This window comes from Bacillus paramycoides, from assembly GCF_001884235.1.
Taxonomy (GTDB): Bacteria; Bacillota; Bacilli; order Bacillales; family Bacillaceae_G; genus Bacillus_A; species Bacillus_A paramycoides.
The window spans coordinates 20,408-33,557 of sequence record NZ_MAOI01000029.1 but is presented as its reverse complement, the minus strand read 5'-3'; the positions used below and the strand labels follow the sequence as shown (position 1 = coordinate 33,557).

Below are 13,150 nucleotides of genomic sequence, written 5' to 3'. Positions count from 1 at the left end.
GGAGGTAGGCCCCTTGATAGATGTAAATAACTTTGAATATATGAAGATTGGACTTGCTTCACCTGACAAGATTCGTTCTTGGTCATACGGTGAAGTTAAGAAACCAGAAACAATTAACTATCGTACGTTAAAGCCTGAAAAAGATGGCTTGTTCTGTGAGCGTATTTTCGGACCACAAAAGGACTGGGAATGTCATTGCGGAAAATATAAACGTGTACGTTATAAAGGTGTAGTTTGTGATCGATGTGGCGTTGAAGTAACGCGTGCAAAAGTTCGTCGTGAACGTATGGGCCATATCGAATTAGCTGCTCCTGTATCTCATATTTGGTATTTCAAAGGTATCCCGAGCCGCATGGGACTTGTCTTAGACATGTCCCCTCGCGCGCTTGAAGAAGTAATTTATTTCGCTTCTTATGTTGTAACAGAAAGTGGAGATACACCACTTGATAAGAAGCAATTACTTTCTGAAAAAGAATACCGTGCATATCGTGATCGATATGGCAGCACATTCCAAGCTGCTATGGGTGCAGAAGCGATTAAAAAGCTACTGCAAGATATCGATTTAGATAAAGAAGTAGACTTCTTAAAAGAAGAATTAAAAACAGCACAAGGACAACGCCGTACTCGTGCTATTAAACGTCTAGAAGTATTAGAAGCATTCCGTAACTCTGGAAATCACCCATCTTGGATGATCTTAGATGTTCTTCCAGTTATCCCACCAGAACTACGCCCGATGGTACAGTTAGATGGTGGACGTTTTGCTACTTCTGACTTAAACGACTTATATCGTCGTGTAATTAACCGTAACAATCGTTTAAAACGTCTATTGGACTTAGGTGCACCAAGCATCATCGTTCAAAACGAAAAACGTATGCTACAAGAAGCTGTAGACGCATTAATCGATAATGGTCGTCGTGGCCGTCCAGTTACTGGACCAGGTAACCGTCCATTAAAATCACTATCTCACATGCTTAAAGGTAAACAAGGACGTTTCCGTCAAAACTTATTAGGTAAACGTGTTGACTACTCTGGCCGTTCTGTAATCGTTGTAGGACCGAACTTAAAGATGTACCAATGTGGATTACCGAAAGAAATGGCGCTTGAATTGTTTAAGCCTTTCGTTATGAAAGAGTTAGTTGGAAAAGGATTAGCACACAACATTAAGAGTGCTAAACGTAAAATCGAGCGTGTACAACCTGAAGTTTGGGACGTTTTAGAATCTGTGATCAAAGAGCATCCAGTACTTCTAAACCGCGCACCAACACTTCACCGTCTTGGTATCCAGGCGTTTGAACCTACATTAGTGGAAGGTCGCGCAATCCGTCTTCACCCACTTGTATGTACTGCATACAACGCGGACTTTGACGGTGACCAAATGGCGGTTCACGTTCCGTTATCATCAGAGGCACAAGCGGAAGCTCGTATTCTTATGTTAGCGGCACAAAACATCTTGAATCCAAAAGACGGAAAACCAGTTGTTACTCCATCTCAGGATATGGTATTAGGTAACTATTACTTAACACTTGAGCGCGAGGGTGCAATCGGTGAAGGTATGGTCTTCAAAGATGCAAACGAAGCAATACTTGCATACCAAAATGGATATGTACATCTGCACACACGTGTTGCAGTTGCTGCAAGTTCAGTAAATAACGTAACATTTACTGAAGAGCAAAAAGGTAAGCTTCTATTAACAACAGTTGGTAAATTAATATTTAACGAAATCTTACCAGAGTCGTTCCCTTATATTAATGAACCGACAAACTCAAACCTTGAAAAAGAAACACCAGCGGAATATTTCGTTGAAAAAGGTGCGAACATTAAAGAAATTATTGCTAGTCGCGAAGAAGTGGCGCCATTTAGCAAGAAGATCCTTGGTAACATTATTGCGGAAGTATTCAAGCGTTTCCAAATTACGGAAACATCTCGCATGCTTGACCGTATGAAAAACTTAGGATTTAAATACTCTACAAAAGCTGGTATTACAGTTGGGGTATCAGACATTCTTGTATTAGGCGAAAAAGATGAAATTCTCCATGAAGCACAAGCAAAAGTAGATAATGTAATTAAACAATTCCGTCGCGGTTTAATCACGGAAGAAGAACGTTACGATCGTGTTATCTCTATTTGGAGTAATGCAAAAGATGTTATCCAAGGAAAGCTGATGAAATCCTTGAATAAACGCAACCCAATCTTCATGATGAGTGATTCCGGTGCCCGTGGTAACGCATCGAACTTTACTCAGCTTGCTGGTATGCGTGGTCTGATGGCCAATCCATCTGGTCGTATCATTGAGCTTCCGATCAAATCAAGTTTCCGTGAAGGTTTAACAGTACTTGAGTACTTCATCTCTACGCATGGTGCACGTAAAGGTCTTGCCGATACAGCACTTAAAACTGCCGATTCTGGTTACTTAACACGTCGTCTTGTAGACGTTGCACAAGATGTAATTGTTCGTCAAGATGATTGTGGAACAGATCGCGGTTTACTAATTGGTGCGATTAAAGAGGGTAATGAAGTTATTGAGTCACTATATGATCGTCTTGTTGGACGTTTTGCAAGAAAAACTGTAAAACATCCTGAAACAGGTGAAGTATTAGTTAGTGAAAACCAATTAATTACTGAAGATATCGCTCATATCGTTGAAAATTCGGGTGTTGAAACTGTAAACATTCGTTCAGCATTTACGTGTAATACTCGCCACGGTGTATGTAAGAAGTGTTACGGTCGTAACTTAGCAACTGGTACAGATGTAGAAGTAGGAGAGGCGGTAGGTATTATCGCAGCTCAATCTATCGGTGAGCCAGGTACACAGTTAACGATGCGTACGTTCCATACAGGTGGGGTTGCCGGAGATGATATCACACAAGGTTTACCTCGTATCCAAGAGATCTTCGAAGCTCGTAATCCGAAAGGTCAGGCAGTTATCAGTGAAATCGACGGTGTTATCGCAGCGATCAACGATGTTAAAGATCGCCAAGAAGTAGTTGTGCAGGGTGAAGTTGAAGCTCGTACGTATGCTATTCCTTACGGTGCTCGTCTGAAAGTAACTCCAGGACAGCCAATTAGCCATGGTAAAGAGTTAACAGAAGGTTCTATTGATCCGAAAGAATTACTAAAAGTAACGGACATTACAGCAGTACAAGAATACTTATTACGTGAAGTTCAAAAAGTATACCGTATGCAAGGGGTAGAAATTGGTGACAAACACGTAGAAGTAATGGTACGTCAAATGCTACGTAAAGTTCGTGTAAGCGATGCGGGTGAAACAGATGTATTACCAGGAACATTACTAGATATCCATCAGTTTACTGATGCGAATGCGAAGGTGTTACTGAAAGGTAAACAACCAGCAACAGCTAGACCTGTTCTACTTGGTATTACAAAAGCTTCACTTGAAACTGATTCGTTCTTATCTGCAGCATCGTTCCAAGAAACAACTCGTGTTCTAACAGATGCAGCAATTAAGGGTAAACGCGATGAGCTTCTAGGATTGAAAGAGAATGTTATTATCGGTAAGCTTGTTCCTGCTGGAACAGGTATGAATCGTTATCGCAAAGTGGATCTTGTAAAAACAACACAAGATAACATGAATGTAGAAAACGATGAAGTTTATGTGGAACAGTAAAATTTTCCGTCGTAAATTTTGTATAAAAACAGCTAATCTTAGTTGACATTGTATGAGTCAAAATGTTACTATAATCAAGGTTGCTCCTGAACGATGCTTTGGAGGATATTTATATGTCTTATCAAAAAGTGTCAAATGCTGAAAATGTGGTCGTTGGTCATAAGCGAACATTGGAAGCAATTAAAAATGGTATAGTTAAAGAAGTTGTCATTGCGGAAGATGCTGATGTGAGGTTAACTCATGTTATCATTCGTACTGCTTTGCAACATAACATACCCATAACCAAAGTTGAATCAGTTCGTAAACTTGGAAAAGTTTCGGGGATTCAAGTGGGAGCTTCAGCAATAGGAATAATAAGTTAAAACTGTTTTTGTGAGGAGAGAGCATTTGCTCTCCCTTGCAAAAACTTTGTTTTCAACTAATAATGAACCACCTGGATATGTGGTCATACAAACATGCGAAGGGAGGATAATCAAATGCCTACTATTAACCAATTAGTGAGAAATGGTCGTACTGATAAAGTATGGAAATCTAAATCACCTGCGTTAAACAAAGGTTTTAACTCTTTAAAGAAAAAATCAACTGATATCTCTGCACCTCAAAAACGTGGTGTATGTACTCGTGTTGGTACAATGACTCCAAAGAAACCGAACTCAGCGTTACGTAAATACGCTCGTGTACGTTTAACAAATGGTATTGAAGTTACAGCTTACATCCCAGGTATCGGTCATAACCTACAAGAGCATAGCGTAGTATTAATTCGCGGTGGTCGAGTAAAGGATTTACCGGGGGTACGTTACCACATCGTTCGTGGTGCGCTTGATACAGCTGGTGTTGACAAACGTATGCAAGGACGTTCTAAATATGGTACTAAGCGACCAAAACCTGCTAAAAAATAATAAACTTATAATGAAAGGAGGAACTCAATATGCCTCGTAAAGGACCTGTTGCGAAACGTGACGTGTTACCAGATCCAATGTACAATTCTAAACTTGTAACACGCCTAATCAACAAAATGATGGTTGACGGTAAAAAAGGTAAATCTCAAACAATTCTTTATAACGCTTTCGATATCGTTCGTGAACGTTCAGATAAAGAACCTATGGAAGTATTCGAGCAAGCTCTTAAGAACATCATGCCTGTTCTTGAAGTACGCGCTCGTCGTGTTGGTGGTGCTAACTACCAAGTTCCAGTTGAGGTTCGTCCAGAACGCCGTACAACTTTAGGTCTTCGCTGGTTAGTAAACTATGCTCGTCTTCGTGGTGAAAAAACTATGGAAGAGCGTCTAGCTTACGAAATCTTAGATGCAGCTAACAACGCTGGTGCATCTGTTAAGAAACGTGAAGATACTCATAAAATGGCAGAAGCTAACAAAGCATTTGCTCATTACCGTTGGTAGGATTCAACGTAAAATAAATGTAAGCATAAACCGCTTTATTTGTCGCTTATGGAAGTGTGGAGAGGGAGAATGCCTCTCCCTTTCGTTGGGCGCTCGTTTTACATAATGAGGGTACTGGACACTGGCATATGTAACAATATAAAGTGGCTTTTTTGCTACTTAAAATAAAATAATCCAATCCATATATGGAAGGAGCAAGACACCAAATGACAAGAGAGTTCTCTTTAGAAAACACTCGTAATATTGGTATCATGGCTCACATCGATGCTGGTAAAACAACAGCAACTGAGCGTATTCTGTATTACACAGGACGTATTCATAAAATCGGTGAAACTCATGAAGGTGCATCTCAGATGGACTGGATGGAGCAAGAGCAAGAGCGTGGTATCACAATTACTTCTGCTGCAACTACAGCTCAATGGAAAGGTCACCGTGTAAACATCATTGACACTCCAGGACACGTAGACTTCACAGTAGAAGTAGAACGTTCTTTACGCGTACTTGATGGTGCGGTAGCAGTACTTGATGCACAATCTGGTGTAGAACCACAAACAGAAACTGTTTGGCGTCAGGCTACTACTTATGGCGTACCTCGTATCGTATTCGTTAACAAAATGGATAAGATCGGTGCAGATTTCTTATACTCTGTAGGAACAATCCACGATCGTTTACAAGCAAACGCGCATCCAATTCAGTTACCAATCGGTGCTGAAGACGAGTTCAATGGTATCATTGACCTTGTTGAAGAGTGTGCTTACATGTACGGTAACGATTTAGGAACAGACATCGAGCGTGTCGAAATTCCTGAAGAGCACAAAGAATTAGCTGAAGAATACCGTGGAAAACTTATTGAAGCGGTAGCTGAGCTTGATGAAGAAATGATGATGAAGTACCTAGAAGGTGAAGAAATCACTGTAGAAGAGCTTAAAGCTGGTATCCGTAAGGCTACAACTTCTGTTGAATTCTTCCCAGTAATCTGTGGTTCTGCATTCAAAAACAAAGGTGTTCAAATTCTGTTAGACGCAGTTATCGACTACCTACCGTCTCCATTAGATGTACCTGCTATTAAAGGTACTCTTCCGGATACAGAGGAAGAAGTAGAACGTAAGTCTAGCGATGAAGAACCATTCGCAGCTTTAGCATTCAAAATCATGACTGACCCTTATGTTGGTAAGTTAACGTTCTTCCGTGTGTACTCTGGTGTATTAAACTCTGGATCATACGTGAAAAACTCAACTAAAGGTAAGCGTGAGCGTGTAGGACGTATCCTACAAATGCACGCTAACAGCCGTGAAGAGATTTCAACAGTTTACGCTGGTGATATCGCTGCTGCTGTAGGTTTAAAAGATACTACTACTGGTGATACTCTTTGTGACGAGAAGAGCCTTGTTATCCTTGAGTCTATGGAATTCCCAGAGCCAGTTATCTCTGTAGCTATCGAACCAAAATCTAAAGCTGACCAAGATAAAATGGGTACAGCATTATCTAAGCTTTCTGAAGAAGATCCAACATTCCGTGCTCACACTGACCAAGAAACTGGCCAAACTATCATCGCTGGTATGGGTGAACTTCACCTTGATATCATCGTTGACCGTATGCGCCGTGAATTCAAAGTCGAAGCAAACGTTGGTGCTCCTCAGGTAGCATACCGTGAAACTTTCCGCGCTGCTGCGAAAGTTGAAGGTAAGTTCGCTCGTCAATCTGGTGGACGTGGACAATTCGGTCACGTTTGGATTGAGTTTGCACCTAACGAAGAAGGTAAAGGATTTGAATTCGAAAACAAAATCGTCGGCGGTGTAGTTCCACGTGAATACATCCCAGCTGTTGGAGCGGGTCTTGAAGACTCACTTAAAAATGGTGTACTAGCTGGTTACCCACTAGTTGACATTAAAGCAGCATTAGTTGACGGTTCTTACCATGATGTCGATTCATCTGAGATGGCGTTCAAAATCGCTGCATCTATGGCACTTAAAGCTGCGGTTTCTAAATGTAACCCAGTAATTCTTGAGCCAATGATGAAAGTTGAAGTTGTAATTCCTGAAGAATACATGGGAGACATCATGGGTGACGTAACATCTCGTCGTGGACGTGTAGAAGGTATGGAAGCTCGCGGTAACGCACAAGTTGTTCGCGCTATGGTTCCACTTTCTGAAATGTTCGGTTATGCGACAGCATTACGTTCTAACACTCAAGGACGCGGAACATTCTCAATGACATTCGATCATTATGAAGAAGTACCGAAGTCTGTTTCAGAAGAAATTATTAAAAAAAATAAAGGCGAATAATTGATTTTTATCAATTGTTCGAGTATAACTACTTATGTAAGCTTAGAAAGTGGGACGTAAGTTTCGCTTTCTAGTCTAAATATAAAATAACCTATATAAACTAAGGAGGAATTTAGAATGGCTAAAGCTAAATTCGAACGTTCTAAACCCCATGTTAACATCGGTACAATCGGCCACGTTGACCATGGTAAAACTACATTAACTGCTGCGATCACTACAGTTCTTGCAAAAGCTGGTGGTGCTGAAGCACGCGGATACGATCAAATCGACGCTGCTCCAGAAGAAAGAGAGCGCGGAATCACAATCTCAACTGCACACGTTGAGTACGAAACTGAAACTCGTCACTATGCACACGTTGACTGCCCAGGTCACGCTGACTATGTTAAAAACATGATCACTGGTGCTGCTCAAATGGACGGCGGTATCTTAGTAGTATCTGCTGCTGATGGCCCAATGCCTCAAACACGTGAGCACATCCTTCTTTCTCGTCAAGTAGGTGTTCCTTACATCGTTGTATTCTTAAACAAATGCGACATGGTAGATGACGAAGAATTATTAGAATTAGTAGAAATGGAAGTTCGTGACCTATTATCTGAATACGGATTCCCAGGCGACGACATTCCTGTAATCAAAGGTTCTGCTCTTAAAGCTCTTCAAGGAGAAGCTGATTGGGAAGCAAAAATCATTGAATTAATGACTGAAGTTGATGCTTACATCCCAACTCCAGAACGTGAAACTGACAAACCATTCTTAATGCCTATCGAGGATGTATTCTCTATCACAGGTCGTGGTACAGTTGCAACTGGTCGTGTAGAGCGCGGAATCGTTAAAGTTGGTGACGTAGTAGAAATCATCGGTCTTGCTGAAGAGAATGCTTCTACAACTGTAACTGGTGTAGAAATGTTCCGTAAACTTCTTGACCAAGCTCAAGCTGGAGACAACATCGGTGCTCTTCTTCGTGGGGTTGCTCGTGAAGACATCCAACGTGGACAAGTTCTTGCTAAAACTGGCTCTGTAAAAGCACACGCTAAATTCAAAGCTGAAGTTTTCGTATTATCTAAAGAAGAAGGTGGACGTCACACTCCATTCTTCGCTAACTACCGTCCTCAGTTCTACTTCCGTACAACTGACGTAACTGGTATCATCCAATTACCAGAAGGTACTGAAATGGTAATGCCTGGTGACAACATCGAAATGACTATCGAACTTATCGCTCCAATCGCTATCGAAGAGGGAACTAAATTCTCTATTCGTGAAGGTGGACGTACAGTAGGTTACGGTGTAGTTGCAACTATCGTTGAGTAATCTTAACTGATATATAAAACCCAAGGGATCTTCCCTTGGGTTTTTTGTTTGTGTTTATATAATGAATGAGATCATTTTATTTATGTTTTGACGAGTTTCTTCTATAATAATATAAATTCAACAAACTCAAAACCCAAAAACTGTAAAATGAATTCTGTTAGATGAAAACTTGATATTCTTTAAAGTGCCATGTATAATAGCAAAAGTAGAGAAAAGCAGATGCAAACAAAAAGATGCTTGCATCTAGACGAATAACATTGTATAATAGACAATGTTGGTCTTTGACTGCGATGAAGTGGAAGGTTGCTGACACACCCGGCCGCTTTGCCATGGCATGGTGTGGGGAAATTTCCATGGAGAAGGTCTATTTTAGAAATAGGCGAACGAAGGAGGGAAAATAATGGCAAAAGAAAAAATTCGTATCCGTTTAAAAGCTTATGATCACCGTATTCTTGATCAATCAGCTGAGAAAATTGTAGAAACAGCTAAGCGTTCTGGGGCAACAGTTTCTGGTCCGATCCCATTACCAACTGAGAAGACTATTTACACAATTCTTCGTGCTGTTCATAAGTACAAAGATTCTCGTGAGCAATTCGAAATGCGCACACACAAACGTTTAATCGATATCGTGAGTCCTACTCCACAAACAGTAGATTCATTAATGCGTTTAGACTTACCATCTGGTGTAGATATCGAAATCAAACTATAATTTATATAACTTAAAAATGTAGGAGGTGTAACTCATGACCAAAGGAATCTTAGGAAGAAAGATCGGTATGACTCAAGTATTTGCTGAGAACGGTGAGTTAATCCCAGTAACGGTAATCGCTGCTAATCCAAACGTTGTTCTTCAAAAGAAAACAACTGAAACTGATGGCTACAATGCAATCCAGTTAGGATTTGAAGACAAACGTGAAAAGTTAACTAACAAACCTGAACAAGGCCACACTGCTAAAGCATCTACAACTCCTAAGCGCTTCATTCGCGAAATCCGCGATGCAGACGTGGACGGATTAGAGGTTGGTCAAGAGGTAAAAGTTGAAGTTTTCGCTGCAGGTGAAATCGTTGACGTAACAGGAATTTCTAAAGGTAAAGGTTTCCAAGGTGTAATTAAACGCCACGGACAATCTCGCGGACCTATGTCTCATGGTTCTCGCTATCACCGTCGTCCAGGTTCAATGGGCCCAGTTGCTCCGAACCGTGTATTCAAAGGCAAAAAACTTGCTGGACGTATGGGTGGAGACCAAGTTACTATCCAAAACTTAGAAATCGTTCAAGTTGACACTGAGCGCAACTTATTACTAGTAAAAGGTAACGTTCCAGGTGCTAAGAAATCTCTTGTAGTTGTTCAAGGCGCTGTGAAGGTTAGCAAATAATTCACAATAGGAAGGAGGAATTCCAATGCCAAAAGTTACTGTATATAACCAAACTGGTTCACAGGTTGGTGAAATCGAATTAGCTGAAGCTATTTTCGGTATCGAACCAAATGAAGCTGTACTTTTCGAAGCTGTAATGATGCAACGTGCGTCTTTACGTCAAGGTACACACAAAGTAAAAACTCGCTCTGAAGTTCGCGGTGGTGGTCGTAAACCATGGCGTCAAAAAGGAACTGGACGTGCTCGTCAAGGTTCTATCCGCTCTCCTCAATGGCGTGGTGGTGGTACGGTATTCGGACCTACACCAAGAAGCTATGCGTACAAACTTCCTAAGAAAGTTCGTCGTTTAGCAATCAAATCTGCATTAGCTACTAAAGTAGTTGAGAACAACATTGTAGTTCTTGAAGACCTAGTGTTAAATGCACCAAAAACAAAAGACATGGTAGCAGTACTTAAAGGATTAACTGTTGAGAAGAAAGCTCTTATCGTAACTGCTGATGCAAACGAATCTGTAGAGTTATCTGCTCGCAATATCCCTGGAGTAACAGTAATCACTGCTGATGGCGTAAACGTGCTAGATGTGCTTCATCATGATAAGCTAATCATGACAAAAGCGGCAGTGGAAAAAGTAGAGGAGGTGCTTGCATAATGAGAGATCCTCGTGATATCATTAAGCGCCCAGTTATCACTGAACGTTCTATGGAAATGATGGCTGAAAAAAAATACACGTTCGACGTGGACGTTAAATCTAATAAAACAGAAGTTAAAGACGCTGTAGAAGCGATCTTTGGTGTTAATGTAGACAAAGTAAACATCATGAACTACAAGCCGAAAGCAAAACGCGTTGGTCGTCACGCTGGTTTTACTAGCCGTCGTCGTAAAGCAATCGTTAAGCTAACTGCTGACAGCAAAGAAATCGAAATCTTCCAAGGCGTTTAATTCTTACTAAAGAAGGAGGGAAATTGAGATGGGAATTAAAAAGTATAATCCAACTACTAACGGTCGTCGTAACATGACTACGAATGATTTCGCTGAAATCACGACTGACAGACCGGAAAAGTCTTTACTTGCTCCTTTAAGCAAAAAGGCTGGTCGTAATAACCAAGGTAAAATTACTGTACGTCATCAAGGTGGCGGACATAAGCGTCAATACCGTATCATCGACTTTAAGCGTAACAAAGATGGAATTCCAGGACGCGTTGCTACGATCGAATACGATCCAAACCGCTCTGCGAATATCGCATTAATTAACTACGTTGACGGTGAAAAACGTTACATTCTTGCTCCTAAAACTTTAGAAGTAGGTATGGAAGTTATGTCTGGCCCAGAGGCTGACATCAAAGTCGGTAACGCATTACCATTAATCAACATTCCAGTAGGTACTGTTGTTCATAACATCGAGCTTAAGCCTGGTCGTGGCGGACAATTAGTTCGTTCTGCTGGTACATCTGCTCAAGTACTTGGTAAAGAAGGTAAATACGTACTTGTACGTTTAACTTCTGGTGAAGTACGTCTTGTATTATCTGCTTGTCGCGCTTCAATCGGTCAAGTAGGTAACGAACAACACGAGCTTATCAAAATCGGTAAAGCTGGTCGCTCTCGCTGGTTAGGTAAACGCCCAACAGTTCGTGGTTCTGTAATGAACCCGGTTGATCACCCACACGGTGGTGGTGAAGGACGTTCTCCAATCGGACGTAAGTCTCCAATGTCTCCATGGGGTAAACCAACTCTTGGATTCAAGACTCGTAAGAAAAACAAAGCGTCTGATAAATTTATCGTTCGTCGTCGTAAAAAATAATGGGATTGTAGTACGGTTCATTTCTAGAACCGTACGCCAATCACGAAGGGAGGCACCAAAATGGCTCGTAGCTTAAAAAAAGGACCATTTGTCGATGATCACTTAATGAACAAAATGGAAAAATTAGTTGCATCTGAGCAAAAACAAGTTGTTAAAACTTGGTCTCGCCGTTCAACAATCTTCCCTCAGTTCATCGGGCACACAATCGCTGTATATGATGGTCGTAAACACGTACCTGTGTACATCACTGAGGATATGGTTGGCCATAAGTTAGGTGAATTTGCACCAACTCGTACGTATAAAGGTCACCTTGCTGACGATAAGAAAACTAGAAGATAATGAGAGGAGGCACTTCAATGCAAGCTAAAGCAGTAGCGAGAACAGTTCGTATTGCTCCTCGTAAAGTTCGTTTAGTAGTAGACTTAATCCGAGGTAAGCAAGTGGGTGAAGCGATTGCTATCCTTAACCACACACCAAAAACTGCTTCTCCAGTTGTAGAAAAAGTTTTAAAATCTGCAATCGCAAATGCAGAGCACAATTATGAGATGGACATTAACAACCTAGTTGTTGAAAAAGTTTTCGTTGACGAAGGTCCAACGTTGAAACGTTTCCGTCCACGTGCAATGGGTCGTGCAAGCCAAATTAACAAACGCACAAGCCACATCACAGTTGTGGTATCAGAAAAGAAGGAGGGATAATCGATGGGTCAAAAGGTTAATCCAATTGGTCTTCGTGTCGGCGTTATCCGTGACTGGGAATCTCGTTGGTTCGCTGAGAAAGATTACGCTACATTATTACATGAAGACATCAAAATCCGTGAGTACATTACTGTACGCTTAAAAGATTCTGCTGTTGCTAAAGTAGAAATCGAACGTGCAGCAAATCGTGTAAATGTTACAATTCACACTGCAAAACCTGGTATGGTAATTGGTAAAGGTGGTACTGAAGTTGAAGCACTTCGTAAAGCTCTTAACCAATTAACAGGCAAGCGTGTACACATCAACATTTTAGAAGTTAAGAGAGCTGATCTTAACGCTAAATTAGTAGGCGAAAACATCGCTCGTCAATTAGAAAACCGTGTATCATTCCGTCGTGCACAAAAGCAAGTTATTCAACGTGCTATGCGTGCAGGTGCTAAAGGTATTAAAACACAGGTTTCTGGTCGTCTTGGCGGAGCTGATATCGCTCGTGCAGAATCTTACAGTGAAGGAACTGTTCCACTTCATACACTTCGCGCTGATATTGACTATGCAGCAGTTGAAGCTGATACAACATACGGTAAATTAGGCGTAAAAGTATGGATCTACCGTGGAGAAGTCCTTCCTACAAAAAAGAAAGCTTCTGAGGAAGGAGGAAAATAAT

Annotated in this window: 14 protein-coding genes; all 14 read left to right on the top strand. The window is 41.1% G+C overall.

From position 1 onward, the window contains the following. Nucleotides 1-13 precede the first annotated feature (13 nt). The 14 genes from rpoC (at nt 14) to rpsC (ending at nt 13,149) form a co-directional block, all read left to right on the top strand. Entirely contained in the window at nt 14-3,625 is a 3,612-nt protein-coding gene (rpoC, locus tag BAU28_RS04785) for a DNA-directed RNA polymerase subunit beta' (RefSeq protein ID WP_048374301.1), read from the top strand. 113 nt (nt 3,626-3,738) lie between these two features. Next, nucleotides 3,739-3,987 carry a 50S ribosomal protein L7ae-like protein gene (locus tag BAU28_RS04780; RefSeq protein ID WP_000121833.1) on the top strand — a complete coding sequence of 83 codons (249 nt, stop codon included), beginning with the start codon at nt 3,739-3,741 and terminating at the stop codon, nt 3,985-3,987. A 114-nt stretch (nt 3,988-4,101) separates the two neighbouring features. Next, nucleotides 4,102-4,524, top strand: coding sequence for a 30S ribosomal protein S12 (gene rpsL / locus BAU28_RS04775; RefSeq protein WP_001142341.1), 423 nt, complete (start codon nt 4,102-4,104; stop codon nt 4,522-4,524). 29 nt (nt 4,525-4,553) lie between these two features. Then, nucleotides 4,554-5,024 (top strand): 30S ribosomal protein S7, encoded by a 471-nt coding sequence (rpsG, locus tag BAU28_RS04770; protein WP_001137492.1) that lies wholly within the window; start codon nt 4,554-4,556, stop codon nt 5,022-5,024. A gap of 206 nt (nt 5,025-5,230) precedes the next feature. Further along, nucleotides 5,231-7,309: an elongation factor G gene (gene fusA / locus BAU28_RS04765; protein ID WP_000196385.1), complete on the top strand. Its 2,079-nt coding sequence runs from the start codon at nt 5,231-5,233 to the stop codon at nt 7,307-7,309. A 117-nt stretch (nt 7,310-7,426) separates the two neighbouring features. Then, nucleotides 7,427-8,614 carry an elongation factor Tu gene (gene tuf, locus BAU28_RS04760; RefSeq protein WP_001029617.1) on the top strand — a complete coding sequence of 396 codons (1,188 nt, stop codon included), beginning with the start codon at nt 7,427-7,429 and terminating at the stop codon, nt 8,612-8,614. 400 nt (nt 8,615-9,014) lie between these two features. Then, nucleotides 9,015-9,323 (top strand): 30S ribosomal protein S10, encoded by a 309-nt coding sequence (rpsJ, locus tag BAU28_RS04750; RefSeq protein ID WP_001040595.1) that lies wholly within the window; start codon nt 9,015-9,017, stop codon nt 9,321-9,323. A 34-nt stretch (nt 9,324-9,357) separates the two neighbouring features. Then, entirely contained in the window at nt 9,358-9,990 is a 633-nt protein-coding gene (rplC, locus tag BAU28_RS04745) for a 50S ribosomal protein L3 (RefSeq protein WP_000160209.1), read from the top strand. A gap of 25 nt (nt 9,991-10,015) precedes the next feature. Then, entirely contained in the window at nt 10,016-10,639 is a 624-nt protein-coding gene (gene rplD, locus BAU28_RS04740) for a 50S ribosomal protein L4 (RefSeq protein WP_001127261.1), read from the top strand. Then, nucleotides 10,639-10,929, top strand: a complete 291-nt coding sequence (gene rplW / locus BAU28_RS04735; RefSeq protein WP_001205559.1) for a 50S ribosomal protein L23 — start codon at nt 10,639-10,641, stop codon at nt 10,927-10,929. Before rplD ends, rplW begins: the two co-directional genes overlap by 1 nt. Before the next feature lie 28 nt (nt 10,930-10,957). Then, complete coding sequence (gene rplB, locus BAU28_RS04730; protein ID WP_000511585.1) at nt 10,958-11,788, top strand: 50S ribosomal protein L2; 831 nt, start codon at nt 10,958-10,960, stop codon at nt 11,786-11,788. Nucleotides 11,789-11,848: 60 nt separating this feature from the next. Beyond that, nucleotides 11,849-12,127 (top strand): 30S ribosomal protein S19, encoded by a 279-nt coding sequence (rpsS, locus tag BAU28_RS04725; RefSeq protein ID WP_000124452.1) that lies wholly within the window; start codon nt 11,849-11,851, stop codon nt 12,125-12,127. Nucleotides 12,128-12,144: 17 nt separating this feature from the next. Next, nucleotides 12,145-12,486 carry a 50S ribosomal protein L22 gene (rplV, locus tag BAU28_RS04720; RefSeq protein WP_001148024.1) on the top strand — a complete coding sequence of 114 codons (342 nt, stop codon included), beginning with the start codon at nt 12,145-12,147 and terminating at the stop codon, nt 12,484-12,486. A 3-nt stretch (nt 12,487-12,489) separates the two neighbouring features. Next, complete coding sequence (rpsC, locus tag BAU28_RS04715; protein ID WP_000529958.1) at nt 12,490-13,149, top strand: 30S ribosomal protein S3; 660 nt, start codon at nt 12,490-12,492, stop codon at nt 13,147-13,149. Nucleotide 13,150: the final 1 nt, after the last annotated feature.